This window comes from Labrenzia sp. THAF191a (genome assembly GCF_009363335.1).
In the GTDB taxonomy this organism is placed as follows: domain Bacteria; phylum Pseudomonadota; class Alphaproteobacteria; order Rhizobiales; family Stappiaceae; genus Roseibium; species Roseibium algicola.
Genome location: NZ_CP045333.1, coordinates 2188765 through 2211411 on the forward strand (window position 1 = coordinate 2188765; position 22647 = coordinate 2211411).

Sequence of the window (22647 nt, forward strand, 5' to 3'; positions counted from 1 at the left end):
AATGGGCAGGAAACGGGAAACGACATGAGCGGTCCGACTTCACTCGATGGAACCTACGATTATGTGATCGTCGGGGCCGGAACGGCCGGCTGTGTTCTGGCAAACCGGCTGACCGAGGATCCTTCGGTCAAGGTGCTGCTTCTGGAAGCGGGCGGTTCGGACAATTATCACTGGGTACATATCCCGGTCGGATATCTCTTTTGCATCGGCAATCCGCGCACCGACTGGATGATGAAGACAGCCAGCGAGCCGGGCCTCAACGGACGCAGCCTGGTCTATCCGCGTGGCAAGGTTCTGGGTGGCTGCACGTCCGTCAACGGCATGATCTATATGCGCGGCCAGGCGGCGGATTACGACCATTGGCGTCAGCTTGGCAACGTCGGCTGGTCCTGGGATGATGTGCTGCCCTATTTCCTGAAGTCGGAAGACCATCATGCCGGCAAGTCAGGTTTGCATGGCGGTGGCGGTGAGTGGAAAGTCTCAAAGCAGCGCCTGAAATGGGAAATCCTCGAAGCCGTTCAGAAAGGCGCACGGGAGTTCGGTGTCGAACCGCGTGCGGATTTCAATGACGGCAGCAACGAAGGCAGCGGTTTCTTTGAGGTCAACCAGAATGGCGGCGTTCGCTGGAACACAGCGAAAGGTTTCCTTCGCCCGGCACTGAAACGGCCGAACCTGCGCCTGATCACCCATGCCGAAACCAAGTCGATCCTGCTGGAAGGCAAGCGCGCAGCCGGTGTTACCTTCACCGTGAAGGGGCAGGAAAGGACCGCGCGGGCGGAGCGCGAAGTTCTGCTGGCTGCGGGCGCGATCAATTCACCCAAGCTCCTGGAGCTTTCCGGCATCGGCAATGGCGCGGTGCTGTCGCAGCACGGCATCGAGGTGAAGCATGAACGCGCCGGAGTGGGTGAAAATCTTCAGGATCACCTTCAGATCCGAACGGTCTACAAGGTCAAGAACGCCAAGACCCTGAACACCATGGCCAACAGTCTTTTCGGAAAAGCCTCGATTGCGCTTCAATACGGGTTGATGCGATCCGGGCCCATGTCGATGGCACCCAGCCAGTTCGGCATGTTCACCAAGTCCGATCCGTCGCTTGAAACGCCGGATCTCGAATATCACGTCCAGCCTCTCTCGACCGACAAGCTCGGCGACCCGCTGCATCCGTTCCCGGCAATCACGGTTTCGGTGTGCAACCTTCGTCCGGAAAGCGTTGGTGCGTCACATATTCAGAGCCGTGATAGTGGGCAGCAACCCGACATCAAGCTGAATTACCTGTCGGCGGAAAAGGACAAGCTCATTGCCCTCAAGTCCGTACGTCAGGCGCGGGAGATCATGACGGCCAAGGCCTTGCAGGCCTACCAGCCGGAGGAAATCCTGCCGGGGCCTCAGGTCGCCAGCGACGAGGATCTTCTGAAAAAGGTCGGCGATATTGCCACCACGATCTTCCACCCGGTCGGAACCTGCCGGATGGGTCCGGATGAACAGTCGGTCGTCGATCCTCAGCTGAAAGTTCGCGGTCTCGACGGCCTTCGGGTCATCGATGCCTCGATCATGCCGAAGATCGTTTCCGGCAACACGGCTTCGCCCGTGGTGATGATCGCGGAAAAGGCCGCTGACATGATCCGGATGGAGCAACGGGCCTGAGCTTTTTTGGGTTGGAATAAATCGACGGTGGCCCTTGTGAGCCTCCCTGAACGTTGCCCACCCACTGCCTCATCCTGAGGAAGCGTGTCAGCGCTGTCTCGAAGGATGGACGGCATATTCTGGGCAAGCGGCCCATCCTTCGAGACGGACCTGACGGTCCTCCTCAGGATGAGGGGGAAGTTGGTTGGGCTGAACTGAGTCGAGCTAACTTAAGCTGAGCAAACCTGAATTGAGCTGCTTGCGGCGTGTCCGGCAAGCTTCTGAAATTTCATACCTAATCCGCCGCCTTCACCCGATACGGAACGATACCGCGCTGGCCTGAATCGATGAAAGGTTCCTTGTCGACAGCCGGGAAGGCGCGCTGGTCGCAATTGTCCCTCGGACAGATGCGGCAGTTGACGCCAATAGGCTCGGGCGAGGAGATCTCGTCGACCGCAAGCCCGTCGGCATAGACCACCGCATCGGCATATTGCACCTCGCAGCCGATACCAAGCGCGTAGCGGCGCTCGCCGCTGCGGTAGTCCGGCTGGTGTTTGGTGATGCTGGTCGCCACGCAAAGATAGCGTACTCCGTCAGGCATCTGGGCGACCTGCGAGGTGAACTTGTTGGAGTTCTGTTCAAAGGCCTGATGGACGTTCCAGCGCGGGCAGGAGCCGCCGAATCGGGCGAATTGAAACCGGGTTGCGCTGTGGCGTTTGACGACGTTGCCGGCCCGGTCGATCTTGACGAAGTAGAACGGCAGACCTTTGGCGCCGGGGCGTTGCAGGGTCGACAGACGGTGGCAGACGGTCTCGATGCTGGCGTCCAGCCGGTTGGACAGAAGCTGGATATCGTGCCGCGTTTCCGCAGCGGTTTTCAGGAAGTCGTCATAGGCCAGGATCAAGGCGCCCGCGAAATAGTTCCGCAAGGCCAGCCGCGCGATGCTTTCCGCCGACTTGGTCTTGAACCTTGCCCTGGTGACCTCTTCCGAAATGAGGTCCCGCACACACAGTTCGGCGACGACTGACCCAAGCAGGAAGCTCTTGGTCGATTGCGGAATGGCACTGTAGAGCGCGATGGTGCGGGCGAAATCGTCCTGACGGATCAACGTGCCTCGATAGTCCGGAAATTCCGTGACTGAAATGCCGAAGCGTTCCTGAAGCCAGGTGGTCAGGGCGGTGAACTTCGAAGGGGCTTTTGAAAGTCCGATTTCCAGCGAGAGCTTCTCCGCGGCCCGGTCGATGCTGTCGACGTAATTGTCCATGTAGTGGAAATAGTCGCGGACCTCTTCATAAGCGGATTTCCGAGGTCCGGGACCGCTTTCCGGACTGCCGCCGAGCTGGACCAGATCGTCCTCGTTCGCTTCCCGGTCGTGGTAGGTCCGCAGCGCGCCGTAAAGATCCATGATCGCCTTGGTGACGCCTGGTGCCCGAGTGACCAGTTCATGCACTTCCTGCCGGCCGACGGAAGCCGTCAGAAACTGGGTGTCGGCGAAAATTTCCTGGAGATCCTGCACCACCCGGTCGAGGTCGTTCTGCTCGAAGGCCGACAGATCGACGCCAAAGATCCTGTTAATCGTTAGCAACACCGAGGCGGTGACAGGGCGGTTGTTGTTTTCGATCTGGTTTACATAGGCGGTGGACAGGCCGATTTTCTTGGCAAAGTCCACCTGGGACAGGCCGAAATCCGAGCGGATTTGCCTCAACGTGTGGCCAGAATAGAGTTTTTTGCTCACGCTTGGCTTCCTTCAGGATCAAATTGCGAAACTTTAACATTATGCAGTACGCATTTTAACATTTTACAATAGCCGGATAATCATGAAAAGTCCTGCCACCACGGAGGAATACAAACCCAAGGAACATAGTGATGACCGCTCATTTCGCCTTGCCGACAAGTTCCGCAGTCAATGGTAGCGCCGGCCCGTTCGCCGCAGGCATCCGTTGGCCGATCAACCTCACCGACCTGGTGACGCCGCGCCAGCTGGAAATCATGGTGAAGCTGTGCGAAGGCAAGGTGAACAAGCAGATTGCCTATGAGCTGGACGTGTCGATTGCGACCGTCAAAGCGCATATCCGCAATGCCATCACCCGTCTCGGGGCGAAAAATCGCACCAATGCGGTTGCGATCGTCGCTGCCAACAGCGCGATTTTCCAGAACGCAGCCGCCTGATCTGGTCACAGACCAGCCTTCCGGACATCCAGCCAGAAACCTGTGGGTGTCCGGAGTTGGGCCGAGCTTAAATAACGGAGCTCGACTTTGTTTGATCAGGCGTGCGTCTGACAGATTGTGCAAGCCCCATCGACTGCGGAATATCGCGAAAAAATAAATGCGAACCGCAGCCTGTCTGACGGCGGGACCGCCGTCAGTCGCTTGCATTTGGTCGTCGAAAACCTGCTTCCCGACATCGCTGAACTTACGAGCCGAATGTTTCAGGCAAAGTATCAGGCTGTCCGCTTGATCATGGATGTGCGGATGCTTTCCACCTCCGCGGCGAGGAAGTCGCAAAAGTCCTTGGCGACAATGGAAATCGGCCGGTGGGTCGGTGTGAGTATCGACAGGCTGTTCTGTATGCGCGGCCGGAACGGACGAAAGACGATCATGGGCGGGCCCATGCCGAGCCGACCTTTTTCCTGCGCGTTGTAGGCCGTGATCATGTCGCACATCAGGGCGCAGAGGCCTGCTTCTACGAAGCGGAGCCCATGCCAGGCCGTCTGAAGTTCAAAGCGCTGGTTGAAGCGGACACCGGCATCGCGAAAACGGGCGAGTGTCTGCCTGTGGCTGCGATGTTCTGAATGAAGCAGCGCCAAAGGGTATCCATCCAGTTCAGTCGGGGTAATGACTTCCTTCGAAGCCAGTGGATCGGTCGCGGGGATCGCGCACATGCATTCCAGGTCGAAGTCGATCTGGTCGAAGGAATTTCGGGCTCTCGGTGTTTCTGCAAATCCGATATCGAATTGCTGCGCGGCGATCAGTTCCTCGATTTCGGCTGAGGTTCTGCTGGCCAGGGCAACCTTGACGCTCGGCTTGTCGGCAATGAACTTCGACAGGCTGTTGGGCAGGAAATCGGCCGTCGCTTCCGGTATGCCTGCGACCCGCAGTTGGCCGTGTTCCCGGTTGGCAAGGCCGCGCAGGGTACGCTTGGAAATTTCCAGCCGCTTGAGAATGGCTTCCGCTTCTTCCAGGAAGAATTCCGCTTCCGGTGTCGGAACCAGACGGCCTTGCTCGCGAACGAACAGTTTCAATTCCAGTTCGGTTTCAAGGCCCGCGATTGTGGAGCTGACTGCAGGTTGCGTCCGGCCAAGCGTGCGCGCGGCTTCAGAAATCGAGCCACTTCGCATGACCTCTCGAAAGGTCGCCAGTTGCCGAATAGAAAGATTCATGGTTCTGCGAGAACCGCCCTCTCAAATCTCCACACTGATTAATGTGTCGCCTAAACAGGTGCAGGTCAACACATGCAGAGAATTGTTGTGTATTCTTGTGGGTTTAGCTCAATAAGCGCGAATAATACCAGTCTCGAGTCCGTAATATTGCTATATTACGAAATCGAATGCTTACCTTCGCGTAAGCTCAAGCCGTCCCGACAAGCTAAAGACGATTTCCGGCTGGTCTCAAGGTGCCGGTGACCAGAGCCTTGCAAGATCGAAGGTGTTGACGTCCTCAAGCAGCTCGATAAAGCCGCGTGCCGCGTGATCGAGCGATTGCCGACCCTTTTCGGCCGTGGCAAGCGAGGCGTTGCCGAGTGCGCCCGTTATGTTCAGGTCCTGCGCCTTCCAGCCGTATTGGGCCTTGCCGTGGCCACGCAGATGCTTGAATTCCTGCAGGTATGTTTGCTGTTCCGAGGGAAAATCGGTAGCGAGCTCCATGCGAACAAGATCCGGACGCAGATGTAACATCAGTGATGTTTCGATGTCGCCGCCATGGATGCCGTAGGTGAATTCCTCGTCGGCATACAGCCCGTCGGGCTGACCGAACCGCAGCCAGTTGGTGGCGGTGACGAACATGTCGTGTTTTACGCGCAGCTCCCGCGCCACGATATCCAGAACAGGAACGTTGCCGCCGTGGGAGTTGATCAGCACAAGTTTGCGAATTCCGGCACGAGCGACGCTTTCACCCAGCTCTAGCCAGGCGCGTGTGACCGTGTCCCAGGCCAGGGTCAATGTGCCGGGTGAAGAGATGTGTTCGTCCGATTTGCCGACGGCCTGTACGGGTAGGAAAGTGACAGGCAGACCAGAGGGCAGAAGCTTGAGTACCCGCTTGACCTGACCTTCTGCAATCGTCGTGTCCGTGGACAGTGGCAAATGCGGGCCGTGCTGTTCGATGGCTGCAACGGGAAGAACCGCGATCCAGTCTTCAACTCCTTGCGACTGAAAGTCGAGAGTTGTCATGTCTTGCCAATACGGCTTGGGCAGCATGGATCCGTTCCGCTTTGAAGATACGTCACTTTCTCCTTTGCATAGCGTGTCCGGGCAGGCAAGAGGCGGCAGCAGAACGGCCATTGAGCGAGTGGGTCTTCACGAACTTATGATGCCGGATTCTTAACCGGTGTTTAGAATTTGCTGACGCCATTTTGGGACAATCCGCGCCATGATCGGCGCAATCCTGTCAAATACGCCGGCAACGATCCTGAGAGGAAGCGGTGTCGCGGCTGAACGCGATCCTGGTTCTGGGGAAAATACCCAGGGCCGGGACCAGGCTTCTGCGCGTGCAAGCCAGGCAAGTGCCCAGGCAATCTCTGCCCGTGCCGGCAATACGCCGACCCTGACCGCACAAGCCGTGATCGCCCTGCAGGAAGCCGACGGTTCTGCCGATGCGCCAGGTCGATCCCGCCAGGCAACTGCACCTGGAACTCCCGAGAGCGAAGAGACCGAGACCGGAACACCCGCAAATTCGGCGCCTGCTGGCGACAGTGCTGATGCGGAGGCCGAAGCCGCCAGTGGAGGCACTGGCCAGGCTCAGGATGATGCTGCAAAGGACGAAGATCCAGATGGCGACGGCCTTGACCAGGCCGAGGAAAAGCAGGTCGAGAAATTGAAGCAGCGGGACCAGGAAGTCCGTGCCCATGAGCAGGCACACGCCCGTGTTGGCGGTGCTTACGCAGGGGCGCCCAGCTACACCTTTCAGCAGGGACCGGATGGCAAGCGGTATGCCATAGGGGGCGAGGTCCAGATCGACACCTCCAAGGAGCGCACACCGGAAGCCACGATCCGCAAGATGCAGGTCGTCATTCGCGCTGCGACCGCACCTGCCGATCCGTCTTCCCAGGATCTGAAGGTGGCGCAGCAGGCAAGGGCCCAGATTTCCGAAGCGCAGGCAGAAGTCCGGCAGAAGAAGTCGGAAGAACTGTCCGGGGATGATGACGATGGGAATGTCAATGCCACCTCCGGTTCCGATCCTGAAGCTGCTGGTACCGGCAACGAGACTGGCCGGGACAATTCTGACGGCTCAGATAGTGCCGAGAATGCTGGCGGAACGAGCGGGGACAGCGTCCGGGTAGAAACTGCCGCAGCCATTTCCGCCTATCAGTCCGCAGTGGAGCGGACCAATGAAATCCAGTCCCGTCTGTCCGGGCTGGCCACTTGAGCAGGCAAGCCTGGTCCCGCGTAGAATCGAGACCTGGCTGCAGGCATTTTTTCCTATCGCGGAAACTGGTTTAAGGCGCTGCTCATTTCACCCGGAATGAAGCTTGTCAGGCTGGCACTTGCGTGACAGAAAGACGGCTCCCTTTCGGGCGCTCGCCCTCCCAGAAAATGTTAGCTCCATGTCAGTTTCAATTCAGCGCCAAGCCATTGCTGCGCGTCGTGTCGTTTCGGCGATCTTCTTCATGTGCGGAACCAGTATCGGCACGTGGGCATCGCGAATTCCCAATATCAAGTCCGCAACCGGGCTCGATGAAAGTGGTTTCGGCATTCTTCTGCTTGTCATGGCTTGCGGTGCGTTTGTCGCCTTTCCGATAACCGGAATGCTGATCGACCGCCTGGGCGCGGCGCCCATGACAAAGCTGCTGGCGGTTGCAAACATCATCAGTTTCGTTCTGATCGGTCTTTCGCCCAATGTGGCCTTGCTGACAGCGGCATTGTTCCTGGCAGGGCTGAGCATTGGTGCGCTGGATATTTCCATGAACGGCTGGGGTGCTGAAGTGGAAAAGGCGCTGGAGCGTCCGATCATGTCCTCCTATCACGGGCTGTACAGCCTGGGCGCGGGTGTTGCTGCCCTGGCCGGCGGGCTTGCAATCATGGCGGATCTCAGCGTGCTGTCGCATTTTGTCCTGTGGGGCATCGTCGCGGCGCCATTCCTTGTCTGGTATTGGCGTCAATCCTGGCCGCAGACCAAGACGGAAAACGAAGATGGCAGCAAGGCACCGCTTTTCGCGCTGCCCAAGGGGGCTCTGGTGCTGGTCGGGCTGATGGCGCTGGTGGCAGCGCTGGGCGAAGGCGCAGTAACGGACTGGGCCGCGCTCTATCAGATCGAGGATCTTGGCATTGCCGAGTCGATCGCGCCCGCCGCTTTCACGATTTTCTCTATCGCCATGGTGATCATGCGCCTGTCCGGTGACAAGGTGATCGCCCGCTTCGGGCCGGTGCCGACCGCGCGGGTCAGCGGTATCGTCGCGCTGCTCGGGTGCATCCTGCTGGTCTCCGGCGCAGGTCTGTGGTCTGTGTGGGCCGGCTGTTTCGTGATGGGCCTTGGATATGCGGTGCTGTTTCCGTTGGCCATGTCGCGGGCAGCCAGTGATCCGCACATGTCGAAAGGCGCTGCCCTTGCGGCCGTTGCGACACTTGGCTATGGAGCTTTTCTGTTCGGTCCGCCGCTGCTCGGGTTTGTTGGTGACTATCTCTCGCTGAGAGCGTCGTTCATCACCGTTGCGGTGCTGACGGTTGCCATTCCGCTGCTTGCGGGGGCGCTCAAGGTCAAGGACTGACGGACACTGTGGAGACGGTTCACACAACGGGAACGCTGGAAGCGATCACATGACGTCACACAAAAAGGCCCCCGTCGTCGTAACCATGAACGGTATCGGCAAGGTTTTCGAAAACGGCACGACCGCGCTCGACGATTTCTCCCTGGATGTGCGTGAGGGTGAATTCGTGTCCCTGCTTGGGCCATCCGGGTGCGGCAAGTCGAGTGCGCTGAGGATCATCGCCGGATTGTCCGATCCCAGTACGGGCACCGTTTCCTGGCCGGCGGAGCGCAGCGGGCAGGAGGAACATGAGCTCGGGTTCGTGTTCCAGGAGCCGACCCTGATGCCGTGGGCAACGGTTTTTGCCAATGTCTGGTTGCCACTGCGGTTAAAGGGCGTGTCTCGCCAGGCTGCCCGGGACAGGGTGATGGAAGCCCTTGCAACCGTCGGACTGGCCGATTTTGCCGAAGACTTTCCCCGTCAGTTGTCCGGCGGCATGAAGATGCGGGTCTCGATTGCCCGGGCGCTTGTCACCCGGCCAAAAGTTCTTCTGATGGACGAACCCTTTGCCGCGCTCGATGAAATCACCCGGTTCAAGCTTAACAACGACCTGCTGCACCTGCAGAAGACCTTCGGCTGGACCGTGCTTTTCGTGACGCATTCGGTATTCGAATCCGTCTATCTCTCCAGTCGCATCGTGGTGATGGCCGCCCGGCCGGGCCGGGTGATAAGCGAGATGGAAATCGACGCGCCTTACCCGCGAGAAGACAGTTTCCGGACCTCCGCCGAATACAGTCAATATTGCCGTGAGGTTTCCGATGCGCTGCATGGTGCACTGGAGCCGGCTGACGCGCTTTGAAAGGCGTCGGATGTCCGTTAGTGGTCTGTATCACCGTTCGACAGAGGCACTTCAGCGGTCGGTGCATCAAAAGTTAGCTGGATAAAAGGCGCCAAGTCTGCGCAGTCTCAGTAAAATCGACTTTTCCCGGGCGAGTGTCATTTGACGGTTAAATACTCCCGCTAGGGTTCCGCCGCATCATTGATGAACGTGATTCGAGTTGATTGGAAGACGGGGTTGCTGCGATGGCTTTTAATTACAAGAAAAGCATAACGTTTCGGCTGGTTCAGGCGGCGAAGGCGCAGCGGGCCCGGTCCGGGGCGCATCTCATGCGAATCGGGCTGCACCCCGGCCAGGAACTGGTGCTGAAGGTTCTGGCAGATACGGACGGGCGCACAATGAGCCAGCTGGCTCTCGCGCTTGGTGTGCAGCCGCCCACCGTCACCAAGATGGTGACCCGGCTTTCCAGTCAGGGATATGTTCGACGCCAGGTTTCCGACACGGACGGCCGTCTTGCCCGCGTTTATCTGACCGATGTCGGCCGTGAACTGGTGCTGTCGGTGGACAAGGCCTGGAAACGCCTGGAACGGGAAGCCATGTCCGGTCTGGAGGACAAGGACCGCAAGAAACTGCGGAAGCTGCTGCGGCAGGTCGAGAAGAACCTGTCGATTTCCGTCGATGACGACCCGGAACACGAGGCCGATTTCGACACAGACGGCGATGAAGTCGCGGAAGCCGAAGCCAAGGAAAAAGACAAGGCCAAGGCGAAGGAACTTTCAGTGGCCTGATCCACGTCCGGCTCCCGAAACTCCCGTCAGCCGCCAGGTGGCACCATGTGCAGGGCGGCCTGGAAAGATTACAAATCCGTCATTTGAAAAGGGGCGTTGTGCTTCTTACCTCCGTCGCAGCCAGACTGGCACATACGGAGGATGCACACATGCAACTGAGGTATCGGACGATAAACGAGGACCGCGGTGCCCGCCGGGCAGCAGAGCTGCGAGACCGGTTCCGGCACGTGTCGGATGCTTCCATCAACCACCCGCAATTCGGTTTGAGACACGGTGCGCAAGCCCGCACCTGGAGCGAGGTCAAATCCCGTCAGTCTCAATTTCAGGAGCTTATGGCCTGGAGTGTGCTGGCGGTGGTGATGGTCTTCATCGGATTGATGATGCTCTAGACATCGCTGCCACCTGGCTGAAACCGACCGGTGACGCTTCACGCAAAGCGGCACCGGCACGAGATGAACACGCGGCGAACGGCTGGACCGTTCGCCGCTTTTTTGTGTCTTCCGGCCATGGCCTATCTGGGGGATGCAGGGCTCTGGTCTCCGGCGCTAGAGCATGCGTGTTTCACCAACGGTTGATCCGGCTTATGAAGATTGTCGAGGACGTCGCAAGCAACCGCTGTCGTCAACTGCAACTGGGGGAATGCCATGAGTGTCACGGTGACCGGCGGGAGAAAAAATTGGCTCGGGCAACCCACAGCCGTCAGGCGCGGGAAAGCTGCCCGGCTCTCTGCGACGCTGGCTCACGGTAAAACCCTCCTGCCTTTCCTGGCATTCATTGTTCTCCTTGCCGGAACAAGTTCAGCGGTAACCGCGCAGACGCCTGATCCCGAACCGAAATTGCCGACGGGTCTTGAAACCGAGATTGCGTCTTGCAGGGCAGATCCAGCGAACCGGATCGGCGGCGCCGCGATTGGCGAGTGCCTGGAGGACCGGGCAGCGGAACGGCGGGCGGAACTGGACCGCAGACGCGAAAAACTCGCTGAACGGCTCTGCAATCCCGCGCATACGAAACAGCTGTTTGAAGGTGGAAAAGCTTGGGAGGCGCTGCGCCAGAGCGAATGCGGATTGCTTGGCAAGCTCCCGGGTAATACCGGGTCCTATATCAACATGGCGTCTTGCGAGATGACGCTGGCACTTCAGCAAAGCGAGGCACTGGCTTTACTGGAGGATTTTGCCAATCCGTGGTGCCCTTCCTACGAACTGGTTGAAGACGCAAGCCGGAAGGGCGAGCCGGTGCCGGGCGAAGCAGTCGAGATTGTGGGCAGCTCCCTGTCGTGGACATTCGAAGCCACGCCAGACGCCCGGATCGTCGTGTCGGACAGTGTGTCCGGAGAGGTCGTTCCCCTCGATATCTCGGGCTGCTCATTTTGTTCGGGTGATGCGGACAATTGCGAGCAGGACGGCATCTACACCATGTGCGAAGACCCGGAACGTCCGCTTCTTGTCGCTGTTTGCCACAAGGGCGCACATTCCCAGCGTCTGACCCTGTTCGACCCGGTTGTCCGGGGCGCTGAACCCGTCGTTGAGAGTACGGGCGAATATTTCATCGAATGGCAGATTCAAAAGGGACGGCTGGCATACCGGCCGGACGGGGCAGGGGGCGCAGTCTGGCCCGAATACGACTGACCTATCGCTGTCGGCTGGACCGCCTTCATTTGAATGCAGTTTCCAGTTCCTCCAGCAAGGCCTTGATCCGCCGCACCCCTGACCTGCCTTTTGGATAAACAGCCTGTAGCCCTGCGGGGGGCAGCTCGAATTCCCGCAGCAATGGCACGAGTTTGCCCGCTGCCAGGTCTTCAGCAACATCCCACTGGGACTTGCGGGCAATCCCGAACCCGGCGAGACACCAGTCGCGCACCAGTCCGCCGTCATTTGCCGTGCGCCGCCCACTGACCGGACAGCGCACTATCTTGCCGTCGATCAGGAACTGCCAGGCATTGTCGGGCTCGGAGCCAAAACGCATCAGCAGGCAATCGTGCCGGGCAAGGTCCCGGGGATGGTGCGGACGGCCATGGCGTTCCACGTAAGACGGAGCGGCACAGACAATCCGGGCGTTGGCCGCAAGCTTGCGGACGATAAGTGTTGAATCCTTCAACTCCCCATACCGTATCGCAACGTCGTACCCTTGCGAGGCAACGTCCACGAAACCGTCGCTCAGGTGAAGATCGATCGTCACGTCCGGATGAGCTTCCAGAAACCGATCCAGCACGGCCCGAAGGCGTGTTCTGCCGAGGTCAAGCGGTGCCGACAGGCGAATGGGGCCGGCCAGTCTTTCCGCGCCTAACCGGATACGGGCATCCAGCTCTTCCGCCTCGGCGAGCAGGCGGCGGGCGCCGTCCAGCAGCAAACGCCCTTCCTCGGTCAGACTGAGGGCGCGCGTGCTCCGTGTCAGCAACCTGACGCCGTAATGAGCCTCAAGTGCTGCCAGCCGCTCGGACGTCGTCGCGGGGGAATAGCCCATCTCCCTGCCCGCGGAGGCAATGCCTCCCGTTTCCGCAATGCGCACGAACAGCGCGAGATTGTCCATCATTATTCGAAAATTCCGAATTTTAGTTTCGGAATTGTCTCAATTATCTGGCCTTGCCGCAAGCATTAGGTTCGTGGGCAACAAAGGCAGTCCGATGATTGCTGCCGGAAAGGAAACGGGATGCTGCTCGATCATATTACCATCAGAACCCACGACCTGGTGACGACACGTGCCTTCTTCCTTCAGGTCTTCGACGATCTGGAGGAGCGTCCGCGTCCTCGCCGCATCCGCCAAATTCCGGGGCACTGGCTCTACTACGGCAATGAACCTCTCATTCATCTGATCGGAATTCCTCCACACGCCGAAGAGGATCGGCAGGCCGACGGCTGGGACCACATCGGTTTCCGCCTCGAAGGTTACGAGGCCTTCCGGGCAAAGCTGGAACGGCTCGGCATTGCTTATTCCACCATGGATCTGCCGGAACTGGGCGAGCGTCGTCTGTTCTTTCGCACGCCCACCGGTCAGCTGATTGAAACCGTCTTCCGGGAAACCGACCAAAGGAGTGCGTGAGATGGCATTTACCCAGGAAACAAGAACCGTCGTCATTGGCGGCACATCCGGCATCGGAAGTGCCGTGGCCGATGCGCTGGAAAGCCGGCCGGGAGAGGTCTTGCGCGCAGGGCGCTCCAATGGACTGGACGTTGAAGACCCGAAAGAGGTTGCTGTCTATTTCGCCGCGATCGGTCCGGTTGACCATGTGGTTTTCACGGCCGGCAGCCAGGCGCCGGGTGGACCTGTGTCCGGTCTTGATCTCGAGGCAGCCAAAACCGCTTTCGATACGAAATTCTGGGGTGCGGTCGCGGTGGCGCAAGCTGCGGCCAAGCATGTTCGACCGGGCGGTACCATAACATTCACCAGTGGTTTTCTGGCGCGACGAACGGTTCCCGGAACCTTTGTGAAAACCGCAATGAATGCGGCGCTGGAGGCAGGTGCCAAGGTGCTGGCGAAGGAGCTTGCTCCCGTCCGGGTCAACGTCGTCAGCCCGGGCCTTACCGATACATCCGCTTATGCCGCAATGGATCCAGCCGCCCGGACAGCCATGCTGAACAAGGCTGCAGAGACCCTTCCTGCCGGGCGTTTCGCAAGACCGGCGGATGTGGCGGCAGCCTATCTCCTCCTGATCGACAACCCTTCCATGACCGGTGCCGTGATCGATGTCGACGGCGGCGCCCTGATCAACTGACGTTTGTGAAAGGACTTTCCATGACCAGCCTGTTCGACCGATATGACCTCGGTCCCCTTGCCCTGCCGTCGCGCATCGTGATGGCTCCCATGACGCGCTCGCGCAGTACGCAGCCGGGCAATGTGCCCAATGACATGATGGCGGACTATTACGCCCAACGGGCAAGCGCCGGGATGATTGTCAGCGAGGCCACGCAGATCTCACCGCAGGGCCAGGGTTACAGCTTCACTCCCGGCATCCATTCGGCGGAACAGGTCGATGGCTGGCGCAAGGTGACGGACGCCGTTCACCAAAAAGGCGGGCGCATGGTGTTGCAGCTCTGGCATGTCGGCCGCATGAGCCATGCCCAGTTCCAGGGTGGAGGTCAGCCGGTTGCTCCCTCGGCCATCGCCCCGGGTGCGTCCATCTGGGCGGTTGATCCGGCTACGGGTCAGGGTGGCATGATCGAATGTCCTGTTCCGCGAGCACTCACAGCTGAAGAGATTTCTGCCATCGTCGAGGACTACCGGACAGCTGCAGCCAACGCCAGGGCAGCCGGGTTTGACGGTGTCGAGATCCATGCCGCCAATGGGTATCTGATCGACGAATTCCTGCGATCGACCTCCAATCGGCGGACGGATGCTTATGGCGGCAGTCAGGAAAACCGCATCCGGTTTGCGCGGGAAGTGGCTGAAGCCGTTTCAAAAGTCATCGGGGCGGAGCGGACCGGCATTCGCTTTTCACCCTTCATCACCCAGCGCGGCATGGACGATCCGGCCGCACCGCAGACGATCCTGAAGCTCGCCGGGGAACTGGACAAGATCGGTCTTGCCTATGTTCATCTTGCCGAGGCCGATTGGGACGACGCGCCTGAAACGCCCGAAAGCTTCCGGGCTGCCTTGCGAGAGGTCTACTCCGGTACCGTCATTGTTGCCGGTGGCTATACCAAGGTGAAGGCAGACCGGATCCTTGCAGATGGATATGCGGACCTCGTTGCCTTTGGACGTCCTTTCATCGCGAACCCGGACTTTCCGCGCCGCCTGGCGGACGGAGTGCCGCTTGCCGATTTCGATGGGTCGACGCTCTTCGGTGGTGATGCCGCAGGTTACACAAGCTATCCGGTGGCAGCATGACCAACCCAATGAGCAAGGCAGAGATTGCAATGGCGACCGACAGGGTCGGGACGCATCTGGTGTCGGAAGAAAACGGCGTGAAAGTCTGGCATCTTCGACTGGCGCCGGGCGAGACACTGCCTGCCCACCGGCACGAGCGGCCTTATTTCTGGACCGTCCTGACCGATGGCAAGGCCGTCTCACGTCAGGCGGATGGCCGCATTCTGGACGTGACCTACAGGGCGGGTGATACCCGGCATATGTCGGATCTGTCGCCGGATACGGCCTTCGTGCACGATCTCACCAACACGGGCGAAGCAGAACTTGTTTTCGTGACCGTCGAATTCGTCCGGTAAACGGGTTTCGGCAGACAAGACAAACGGAATGGACGATACCTGTTGCTTTGCTTGCGAGCACAGGATCGTCCTTTTCGGCGTCTGCAGCTGCATCAGGCGGCGTATACTTGTGCGTTTATTTTCAGTTTGAATGACGCTATAATTGTGCCCTTGGGTTCTGAAGCCTGGGAGAACGTGCGGTTGGCCGTATTTTGACCGACAAGACGCATATTCTCATCCGACCGTCGGCGGTTGACTGGCGTGCCGGCTTGAAGAGACAGGCTCCATTGTTTTAACGATTCTCGATACGGTGTTGGACATGCCGGTAACCAGTGCAGAGCTGAAGCAGCATCTGGAGCAGAACGAAGCGGCTGTCGACAGGGTGTTGCGCCGGGTTCAGGGGTTCACGGATTCCCTGATGACGCTGGATGCCTTGCGCAGCACGGCGGGCATCACCGGGCAGCCTCTTGAAGAACTGCTTGCTGATTTTCTGAACGAGGAAAATCTCGGCTGGGAGTTTATGTTCCACCTCACCCAACCAATCGAGCCGATCAACGCCGCCAATTTCGATCTCGAGGATCTCGGTGATTTCGCGCACAAGATGCTGGGCTTCAAGCTGTATGTTTTCGACGAAATAGGGTTTTGCGGGATCGCGACACTCGTGTCTCACCGGCTCGCGCTGACCGCCTGGCATGTGACAGTCAAGGACAAGCGGAAGGAGCGCCGGTCCGGCCTCACGGTTCGCACGCAAGAAGGGAGCAAATCGCTGCGCGTGCTTGGTGTGCGTTTCGAGATGCCTTGTCATGACGATCAATGGGATGTCGGTCTGCAGGACGGGGATATCCTGCGTGCCAACCCGGATGTCGCCTTGCTCGCCATCGAGCAACCGATGACAACCTATTACGAATTGCCGGCGGAATCTCCGGCGTGGATCACCGGGCGGAGAAAGCTTTGCCTGAGCCACAGACAGGACGACAACGGCAGGGGCGTCACCTTCGTTACCGGTCGGGCGACGATCGATGATCCTCCTCGTATCCAACTGGAATGGGAGGACGGCGTCACCAGACCCGGGTCGTCAGGCGGGTCGGTTTTCGATACAGATCTTGCATTCGCAGGCTTCCATCAGGGACAGCTGAACGGTGTGTCCGAAATCGTTCCTTACGCCACCTTCGCCGGCATAGACGAGTTTACACAGGCAATTGCGGAGGACCGGGCACCGCCTTACATCTATTCGCTGACGGGGCGTGTCGATGGTCATCTGATTATCGGACGGCAGCGCTATTGTCATGCCATCCATGACGTTGTGCGGGGAGCCGCCCGTCACTTGCGCGGGATCTGGATCAAGCGGATGGAGATCGACCAGACGACGGGACTGGAATTTTCCTACGATCTCTTGTGTCAGGTTCTGGCGCAGAACGGTCAAGCGGCGCAGGTGTTCAGGGTCGAACTGTCTCTGGGAATGGAAGACCTGCTGGAAACGTTGAACGAGAGATTGCACGGCGGAACGCCGCTGCTTGCACGGCCGGGGGCTGCGGACGACGAAACCAGTGAAGGGGCAAGCGACAAGGATCGCGCCAGGCAACTGGTGGACCTCCTGGCCAAGACGACCGGCGCAACCGCGGACAGGCCGAGCTGGATCTATTTCGACAATCCACGCGGAGGTTTGCGCAAGGCGGCACAACAGCAACTGGAACTGCTTCTGGCAATGATCCTGAGCGATACGCGTCTTCGATTTGTCATGGCCGGGGGAGAGACCTACAGCGTTCCGGGGCCAAAGGCGGAAAATGCCAGTGCGCTGACCGGGCCGGGAGTGATGGTGGATTACATCGGCCAGTTCGACCGCGAGGATGTCCGTCATACACTTGAGGCGATCAACCGATCGCTGGGGCTTGGCCTGCCGACGCATGTGGTCGATTTCGTTCTGATGCAGGCCCTTCACGGCGTGCAAGCCCAGGGAACGGTCTATCGCAGTGCGGAAGTGAAAACCGTGTCGGAGAATCTGCAAAGGTCTCTCGCACCGTTGCTTCCGGCCGAAGGAGCATCATCGCCATGAGCAAGGACGGTGACCAGCTCGCGGAAGGCCTGAAGGCGGCCATGCGGTTTGCCGCAACGCGCAAAACCTTCACGCCGCGTGATGCGGTGGAGGCAGCTTCCAAGGTCTTGCAGGACAAGCTGACGCCATTGACGATTGCCCGGTTGCTGACGGAGCTCAACAAGGTCGTCCTGGAAATTTCCTCCGAGCCGGTCTGGTCTCTTCGCAACGGGCCGCGCCATGGTGTGCTCAAGACCATCGAAACTCCGGAGGAAGACACACCTGTTGCCAGAGCCCTGCGTGGTGACGAACCGTTCTCGCAGGAGACCATCGAACGACTGATTGCCGAAACACCGGATCTGCCCGAGCAGGATCAGCTCAAACGGATCGAGGAGATATCCGATGACCTCGACAGGGCCGGGCCGAGTGCGCCTGCCTATCCGTTGCTGGTGCGCCTGCGCGGTGTCATGAACCGCGTGGATGCCGCAAGGCGGGCCAATGCCATGCTGAGCCGGGAGTTTTTTGGCCGGGAGAAGGAACTGGCCCGCCTGCTCGACTGGTGCGCGCGGCCTCAGGAAAAAACACCTGTCAGCGCCTTGTTCATCACCGGCCTGCCGGGCATCGGCAAATCCTTTCTGATCGACCGGGCAATGGCGGAACACAGGTCTGCTCAAAAGGCTCCGATCGTTCTGCGCCTGGACTTCGACCGGCGCGGGCTGAACCTGGAAGATCCCGACAAGCTTGTGCATGAGCTCTCCCGTCAGCTGGGCGATATCCTGACAGACGAAGCCCCCAGACTGCGCGACCTGAGGCTCAAGTATTCCGGCAATGCGGAAACGACCAGTACGACGGTGAGCAGTACCCTTTTGCCGACCGAGCTGGTCGATGCCATGGGCGCTGCGGTGCGGTCGCATGGTGGGCAGGTGGTCCTGGTGCTGGATACGCTTGAAGTGTTGCGCGGCCATGGCGAAACCCGGCCCATTCTGCTGTTCGAGGTTCTGGACAATCTGGTGCGGGCCGGGCTGTCACCGATCTCGATCATTGCGGCCGGGCGGGGGGATGCGCTCGATTCCGTCCGCAAACGCATTGAGGGACCGCCTCTGGAGCTGGAAGGCCTCAGCGAGACGGAATCCCGCAAACTTCTGGACAAGTTGGGGGCTCCCCCGGATCTGCATGACAGGATCTTCGAACTTTCGCACGGCAACCCGCTGATGCTGCGGCTTTCAGCCAAGGTAACGCAGGCGGAGGACTTCGATCCGGGCGAACTGGAATACGGCGAGGCAGGCAGCATCACGGAAGCCTATCTTTACCGGGCTATCCTTTCGCGCATTGACGACCCGCTGCTGGCGAAGCTGGCACACCCTGGTCTTGTCCTGCGCCGGATCAGCGCCGAGGCAATCCAGTTCGTTCTGGCGCCGGCGCTCGGGCTCGGTGAGGATATTGATGAAGCTGCGTCCAGGCGACTTTGGCAGGAACTCAGCAGCCACCATTGGCTGGTGGCCGTTGACGGTCAGGACTGGCTGAAACACCGCAGCGACCTGCGGCAGGAAATCCTGCCCATGCTCTACGTCGAAAAGCCGGAGCTGGCCGCAAGAATAGACCGGGCGGCGGCAAACTGGTTTGCCGGGTTCGACCGTGAGACCGCGCTCTATCATGCCTTCCAGGCGACGCGGGCCGGGGACCCGATGCCAGAATTCACCGCAGCCGAGGTGGCGGGCCTCAGCGAAGATGAGCTGGACGAGCTTCCACTTCCTGCGACGAATGCCATCCTGCAGGAGCGCGGGGAACGCTCGCGCCGGGCGCGCTATACCAGCAGCGAACAGGGAACATCCGAACCGGTTCCGACTTCGAAAGCGGAGGAGGTCGAGCCGGAACTGATCCGCGAACTCGAACTGACCCTTCGGCGGGGCGATGTGTTCGAGGCCGATCATATCTTCACCCTCAACAACGCCTTTCCGCGAAATCCGTCACCTTCCCGTCCCGAGGCTGCTGCCACGCTTGCCTATTTCTGGCTGTCCGGCCAGTGGGCGCGGGCCATGTCCCTTTGGCGGAAACTGCCGAAATCCTTGCTGGAACGATTGAGCCGGGAAGACCCTGGCCTCTACGGGCTGGTCCTGCTGGAAATCGAGGCGGAAGCGAATTTCGACGGACTTGTCGCCCGGTTGCGTGGTGATGAGAAACTGGCGGCAACAGCCTGGCAGGCACGTTCCGAGGGTTCCAGGATTGCCCTTAAGGGGGCGCTGGAATTCGCTCTCATGGCCAGCCAGGAAGGGCGGCCGGAGTATGTGGAGATCCTGGATCCGGTTGCCATGTCCGTCTTCAGGTTCGGTGAGAGAGTTTCGGAATATCCGGCAGATGCAATCCGGCAGGGTGCCAACCGCGCCGAGCGGTTTGCGATCATGACCGGACAACAGCATCCCGACACGGATCAGCACACCATTGCCCGAATGAACCCTGCAATCGCGCCCTTGAGTGTTCTTGCACGCATTCAGCACAGTCCGCGCATGGCGCAATATCTGCGCGGCTTTTACGAGGGGTTGCATGAAACGCTGGAAATGCTGGGAACGCCTGATCTCTTCGACAGTTTCGAGCGCTACTCCAGCGACATCGAGATCGAAGGACCGGAAATTCTGGGGGCGCTGGGCCTTACCTGCGACTGGGTAGGGGCATTTGCAGTGTTCAATGCTGTTCCGGATGCGCCGACGGTTGCGCGGGCGGCCGAACGGTGGCGGCGCTTCAGTGGCGGTATCTGGTCCTACCCGGGTACGCCGCCGTCTTACTGGGGCAACGGTGAGAGCGATGTCTTGCTGATGGCGCGGGTCAACAGTCTGCTTTCGCGGAAGGATCCGCCGGCAACCGCCCGGGCGCTGTTGCGGCGATTGGCCTATGCGGCCGATTATCCCGACACGGAAGAAGGGGCACGGCGTGCCCGGAGTGTTTTCGAGCGGCGGCTGATGCGGCCGCTGGCAATGGCGATGACCGCGGGCTCTGCCCAGGACATTGCAACTGCCCTTGCACCCAGGCTCATGGGGCCAGCCCTGACAGCGGCGTTGGCCGTGATCGGGGCTGATGCTGCGAAAAGAAACGAACCGGTCGACGCATCGACATTGTTCTAGTCGAGCGCGTTTGCAGCTTCGTCAAACACGAAAGAAAGGAGAGAGCCGGGCACTGTTCAGGTTCCGTGTTTCCGGCAAGGCCGCAAGCCTCGTCGAAGCCCGAACCTATGGGGAATACCGGACAATAATACAGACATTGATATTGGAGGAATTTCCATGAACACGCGAGCATTATTGGAAAGTCAGGGACGGCTCGAAGCATTGAAATCGGGCGGACGGCTTGAGGCTGCAAAACGCGCCATCGAGGCAGGACACCCCTTTGTCGAGCAACTTGGACTGGACATACCGGACACGCTTGATGCGCTGGATATGTCCCCCGGCCAGCTTGAAGCCGCCGGCACGCCTTTGACGCAACTGGAAGCCATCGTGCGACTGGTTACCCGGCCGCCGATGGTCGTTGAAAACGGCGCGGTCTCGCTGATCCCGCTGCCGGATGAGTTTGGTGCCGACATAGACATCAAGATCAAGCGGAACGAACACTGGCTCGGCTCGGTCGGGCGGGTTGAATTCATCAATCACTCGATGACCTGGGGCGGAACCGCCTGGGTGGTCGGAGAAGAAGCTGATGGCCGGCATCTTCTTGTCGTGACCAACCGGCACGTGGCCAAGATTGTCGCACGCCGAAACGCCAGGGGAGAGGGCGTCTTCATGCGCTCGCCCTTCACGATGGTCCGTTACGGTGCGCGCGTGGATTTCAACGAAGAGGTTGGCGCGTTGCCGTCGGACGAGCGCCCGGCCGAGATCCTTCGCTTCACCTATCTTGCAGATGATGCCAGCGCCGATGTCGCGATCGGGCGGATCGAAAAACCTGCCGGCTTCGCCGTGGCGCCCTTGCCTCTGGTGGATACGGACGCGGAAACGGACGAGATCGTTGCGGTGATCGGCTATCCGGCCTTCGACAGCCGAAACGACCGCACCGAAATGGAGAAGTATTTCAAGGGCCTCTACGATGTGAAGCGGTTTGCTCCGGGCAAGATGATGCCGGTTGCGCCGGGAACCGTGCTCAGCCACGACTGCACCACGCTCGGTGGAAACTCCGGCTCGCCGATCCTGAGCCTTGATCGCAACAAGGTGGTGGGGCTGCATTTCGCCGGAGCCTATGGAATTGCCAACAGCGCTGTCAGGGCGAGCACGCTGCGGGACCTTCTGTCAGGCAACCGGCCCACGCAGGTCCTGGTCGAGGCCAGTCTTGAACAGGAGGTGGCCGACGGTTTCCACGACCCGAACCATTTTACCGACCGGAACGGCTACGATCCCAACTTCCTGTCGAAAAAGGTCGACTTTCCGAAGTTGCCGGACGGCCTGTTCAATCTGGCCAGCCCGACGGATGCGCTCGCCGGCCGTCCGCATGAGCTGCGCTATACCCACTTCGGGCTTCTCTATGATGTCGATCGCAGAAGCCCCGTGGTCACTGTCGTCAACATCGACGGCGAAAAGGCAATCAAGATCAAACGCAAGAAACCGGACAAGTGGTTTTTCGATCGGCGCATTCCTGTCGAAGCGCAGCTCGGCAAGGGCGACTTCCCGGGAGATCTGGACCGGGGACACATGGTCCGGCGCGAGGACCCGAACTGGGGCGATGACCGCCCGGTGGCGCAACTGGCAAACGACGATACGTTCCACTACACGAACGCCTCGCCGCAGCATTCCTCCCTCAACCAGAACCGGTCCACCTGGCAAGGTCTGGAAAACCATATCCTCGACAGCACAAAGACCCATGCCTTCCGGGCGACGGTCTTTACCGGACCCCTTTTCGACGATGACGAGGATCCGTTCCTCGACGGGGTCGGCATCAATCTGCCCCTGCAGTACTGGAAAGTGGTGGTGATGGATGCCTTGCAGGACGACGGCAGTCTTCGCCTGCACGCGACCGCCTATCTGTTAAGTCAGGGACAGGCCATTCAGAAATACCTGCAGGACCGCCGCGAGTCGGAAGCTGTCGAAGGGTTCGCCTTTGGTGAATACAAGACGTTCCAGGTGTCGGTTGCCTTTCTGGAAGAACTGTCGGGCTTCGATTTCGGACCGTTGAGGGATGTAGATCCGCTGGCATCTCTTGCAGACGAGCTTGAGCTGCCCGACAGCCGACCGCAGTTTGTCGAGATCACGGGAGCGGACTCTCTGGTCCTGTGAGAAAATGTGAGCCTGCCGCCGCTCCGGTCTTTGCCTTTATCGGCAGGGCCGGAGTGGCAGGTGTTTGACATCGACGACTTGAGCTGC

Annotated in this window: 19 protein-coding genes; 15 read left to right on the top strand and 4 right to left on the bottom strand. The window is 59.7% G+C overall.

Annotated elements, in window-relative coordinates:
- Positions 1 to 24 precede the first annotated feature (24 nt).
- Positions 25 to 1644 (top strand): GMC family oxidoreductase N-terminal domain-containing protein, encoded by a 1620-nt coding sequence (locus FIV05_RS10130; RefSeq protein WP_152509473.1) that lies wholly within the window; start codon positions 25 to 27, stop codon positions 1642 to 1644.
- A gap of 274 nt (positions 1645 to 1918) precedes the next feature.
- Here FIV05_RS10130 and FIV05_RS10135 read toward each other — a convergent pair whose 3' ends face one another.
- The gene (locus FIV05_RS10135) at positions 1919 to 3358 is read right to left on the bottom strand and encodes a helix-turn-helix transcriptional regulator (protein ID WP_152509474.1); all 1440 of its coding nucleotides are present in this window, start codon (positions 3356 to 3358) and stop codon (positions 1919 to 1921) included.
- Between the two features lie 131 nt (positions 3359 to 3489).
- Between FIV05_RS10135 and FIV05_RS10140 the strand changes: the two genes are divergently transcribed.
- Complete coding sequence (locus FIV05_RS10140) at positions 3490 to 3792, top strand: LuxR C-terminal-related transcriptional regulator (protein ID WP_077291702.1); 303 nt, start codon at positions 3490 to 3492, stop codon at positions 3790 to 3792.
- A gap of 272 nt (positions 3793 to 4064) precedes the next feature.
- Here the strand turns inward: FIV05_RS10140 and FIV05_RS10145 are convergent, their stop codons facing one another.
- Complete coding sequence (locus FIV05_RS10145; protein ID WP_152509475.1) at positions 4065 to 5003, bottom strand: LysR substrate-binding domain-containing protein; 939 nt, start codon at positions 5001 to 5003, stop codon at positions 4065 to 4067.
- Between the two features lie 228 nt (positions 5004 to 5231).
- Positions 5232 to 6035 (bottom strand): creatininase family protein, encoded by an 804-nt coding sequence (locus FIV05_RS10150; RefSeq protein WP_152509476.1) that lies wholly within the window; start codon positions 6033 to 6035, stop codon positions 5232 to 5234.
- A 172-nt stretch (positions 6036 to 6207) separates the two neighbouring features.
- On the opposite strand from FIV05_RS10150, the gene FIV05_RS10155 reads away from it, so the two are divergent.
- The 6 genes from FIV05_RS10155 (at position 6208) to FIV05_RS10180 (ending at position 11772) form a co-directional block, all read left to right on the top strand.
- Positions 6208 to 7203 carry a putative metalloprotease CJM1_0395 family protein gene (locus tag FIV05_RS10155; RefSeq protein ID WP_152509477.1) on the top strand — a complete coding sequence of 332 codons (996 nt, stop codon included), beginning with the start codon at positions 6208 to 6210 and terminating at the stop codon, positions 7201 to 7203.
- 178 nt (positions 7204 to 7381) lie between these two features.
- Positions 7382 to 8542 carry an MFS transporter gene (locus FIV05_RS10160; protein ID WP_077291705.1) on the top strand — a complete coding sequence of 387 codons (1161 nt, stop codon included), beginning with the start codon at positions 7382 to 7384 and terminating at the stop codon, positions 8540 to 8542.
- A 49-nt stretch (positions 8543 to 8591) separates the two neighbouring features.
- Positions 8592 to 9380 (top strand): ABC transporter ATP-binding protein, encoded by a 789-nt coding sequence (locus tag FIV05_RS10165; RefSeq protein WP_152509479.1) that lies wholly within the window; start codon positions 8592 to 8594, stop codon positions 9378 to 9380.
- A 224-nt stretch (positions 9381 to 9604) separates the two neighbouring features.
- Positions 9605 to 10147 (top strand): MarR family transcriptional regulator, encoded by a 543-nt coding sequence (locus FIV05_RS10170; protein ID WP_031270568.1) that lies wholly within the window; start codon positions 9605 to 9607, stop codon positions 10145 to 10147.
- Between the two features lie 149 nt (positions 10148 to 10296).
- Positions 10297 to 10536 carry a hypothetical protein gene (locus FIV05_RS10175; RefSeq protein ID WP_077291707.1) on the top strand — a complete coding sequence of 80 codons (240 nt, stop codon included), beginning with the start codon at positions 10297 to 10299 and terminating at the stop codon, positions 10534 to 10536.
- Between the two features lie 255 nt (positions 10537 to 10791).
- The gene (locus FIV05_RS10180; RefSeq protein WP_152509480.1) at positions 10792 to 11772 is read left to right on the top strand and encodes a lysozyme inhibitor LprI family protein; all 981 of its coding nucleotides are present in this window, start codon (positions 10792 to 10794) and stop codon (positions 11770 to 11772) included.
- A 25-nt stretch (positions 11773 to 11797) separates the two neighbouring features.
- Here FIV05_RS10180 and FIV05_RS10185 read toward each other — a convergent pair whose 3' ends face one another.
- Positions 11798 to 12676, bottom strand: coding sequence for a LysR family transcriptional regulator (locus FIV05_RS10185; RefSeq protein WP_209009926.1), 879 nt, complete (start codon positions 12674 to 12676; stop codon positions 11798 to 11800).
- Between the two features lie 117 nt (positions 12677 to 12793).
- Between FIV05_RS10185 and FIV05_RS10190 the strand changes: the two genes are divergently transcribed.
- From FIV05_RS10190 to FIV05_RS10220, 7 genes are all read left to right on the top strand, one after another.
- Complete coding sequence (locus FIV05_RS10190; RefSeq protein WP_152509482.1) at positions 12794 to 13183, top strand: glyoxalase; 390 nt, start codon at positions 12794 to 12796, stop codon at positions 13181 to 13183.
- A 1-nt stretch (position 13184) separates the two neighbouring features.
- A complete protein-coding gene (locus FIV05_RS10195) occupies positions 13185 to 13856 on the top strand; it encodes an SDR family oxidoreductase (RefSeq protein ID WP_152509483.1) in 672 nt (223 codons plus the stop codon).
- Positions 13857 to 13876: 20 nt separating this feature from the next.
- On the top strand, positions 13877 to 14968 hold the full coding sequence (locus FIV05_RS10200; protein WP_152509484.1) for an alkene reductase: 1092 nt from the start codon (positions 13877 to 13879) through the stop codon (positions 14966 to 14968).
- Complete coding sequence (locus FIV05_RS10205; protein WP_152509485.1) at positions 14965 to 15303, top strand: cupin domain-containing protein; 339 nt, start codon at positions 14965 to 14967, stop codon at positions 15301 to 15303. Before FIV05_RS10200 ends, FIV05_RS10205 begins: the two co-directional genes overlap by 4 nt.
- A gap of 298 nt (positions 15304 to 15601) precedes the next feature.
- Positions 15602 to 17335, top strand: a complete 1734-nt coding sequence (locus FIV05_RS10210) for a serine protease (protein ID WP_152509486.1) — start codon at positions 15602 to 15604, stop codon at positions 17333 to 17335.
- On the top strand, positions 17332 to 20430 hold the full coding sequence (locus FIV05_RS10215; protein WP_152509487.1) for an ATP-binding protein: 3099 nt from the start codon (positions 17332 to 17334) through the stop codon (positions 20428 to 20430). The genes FIV05_RS10210 and FIV05_RS10215 overlap by 4 nt, the downstream gene beginning before the upstream one ends.
- Before the next feature lie 156 nt (positions 20431 to 20586).
- Entirely contained in the window at positions 20587 to 22560 is a 1974-nt protein-coding gene (locus FIV05_RS10220) for a DNA/RNA non-specific endonuclease (RefSeq protein WP_152509488.1), read from the top strand.
- Positions 22561 to 22647: the final 87 nt, after the last annotated feature.

Excerpts from the sequence above, each read along its gene's own strand:
- FIV05_RS10130 (WP_152509473.1), top strand. The coding sequence starts at position 25 with ATGAGCGGTCCGACTTCACTCGATGGAACCTACGATTATGTGATCGTC.
- FIV05_RS10140 (WP_077291702.1), top strand. The coding sequence starts at position 3,490 with ATGACCGCTCATTTCGCCTTGCCGACAAGTTCCGCAGTCAATGGTAGC.
- FIV05_RS10145 (WP_152509475.1), bottom strand. The coding sequence starts at position 5,003 with ATGAATCTTTCTATTCGGCAACTGGCGACCTTTCGAGAGGTCATGCGA.
- FIV05_RS10150 (WP_152509476.1), bottom strand. The coding sequence starts at position 6,035 with ATGCTGCCCAAGCCGTATTGGCAAGACATGACAACTCTCGACTTTCAG.
- FIV05_RS10155 (WP_152509477.1), top strand. The coding sequence starts at position 6,208 with ATGATCGGCGCAATCCTGTCAAATACGCCGGCAACGATCCTGAGAGGA.
- FIV05_RS10160 (WP_077291705.1), top strand. The coding sequence starts at position 7,382 with ATGTCAGTTTCAATTCAGCGCCAAGCCATTGCTGCGCGTCGTGTCGTT.
- FIV05_RS10165 (WP_152509479.1), top strand. The coding sequence starts at position 8,592 with ATGACGTCACACAAAAAGGCCCCCGTCGTCGTAACCATGAACGGTATC.
- FIV05_RS10170 (WP_031270568.1), top strand. The coding sequence starts at position 9,605 with ATGGCTTTTAATTACAAGAAAAGCATAACGTTTCGGCTGGTTCAGGCG.
- FIV05_RS10175 (WP_077291707.1), top strand. The coding sequence starts at position 10,297 with ATGCAACTGAGGTATCGGACGATAAACGAGGACCGCGGTGCCCGCCGG.
- FIV05_RS10180 (WP_152509480.1), top strand. The coding sequence starts at position 10,792 with ATGAGTGTCACGGTGACCGGCGGGAGAAAAAATTGGCTCGGGCAACCC.
- FIV05_RS10185 (WP_209009926.1), bottom strand. The coding sequence starts at position 12,676 with ATGATGGACAATCTCGCGCTGTTCGTGCGCATTGCGGAAACGGGAGGC.
- FIV05_RS10190 (WP_152509482.1), top strand. The coding sequence starts at position 12,794 with ATGCTGCTCGATCATATTACCATCAGAACCCACGACCTGGTGACGACA.
- FIV05_RS10195 (WP_152509483.1), top strand. The coding sequence starts at position 13,185 with ATGGCATTTACCCAGGAAACAAGAACCGTCGTCATTGGCGGCACATCC.
- FIV05_RS10200 (WP_152509484.1), top strand. The coding sequence starts at position 13,877 with ATGACCAGCCTGTTCGACCGATATGACCTCGGTCCCCTTGCCCTGCCG.
- FIV05_RS10205 (WP_152509485.1), top strand. The coding sequence starts at position 14,965 with ATGACCAACCCAATGAGCAAGGCAGAGATTGCAATGGCGACCGACAGG.
- FIV05_RS10210 (WP_152509486.1), top strand. The coding sequence starts at position 15,602 with ATGCCGGTAACCAGTGCAGAGCTGAAGCAGCATCTGGAGCAGAACGAA.
- FIV05_RS10215 (WP_152509487.1), top strand. The coding sequence starts at position 17,332 with ATGAGCAAGGACGGTGACCAGCTCGCGGAAGGCCTGAAGGCGGCCATG.
- FIV05_RS10220 (WP_152509488.1), top strand. The coding sequence starts at position 20,587 with ATGAACACGCGAGCATTATTGGAAAGTCAGGGACGGCTCGAAGCATTG.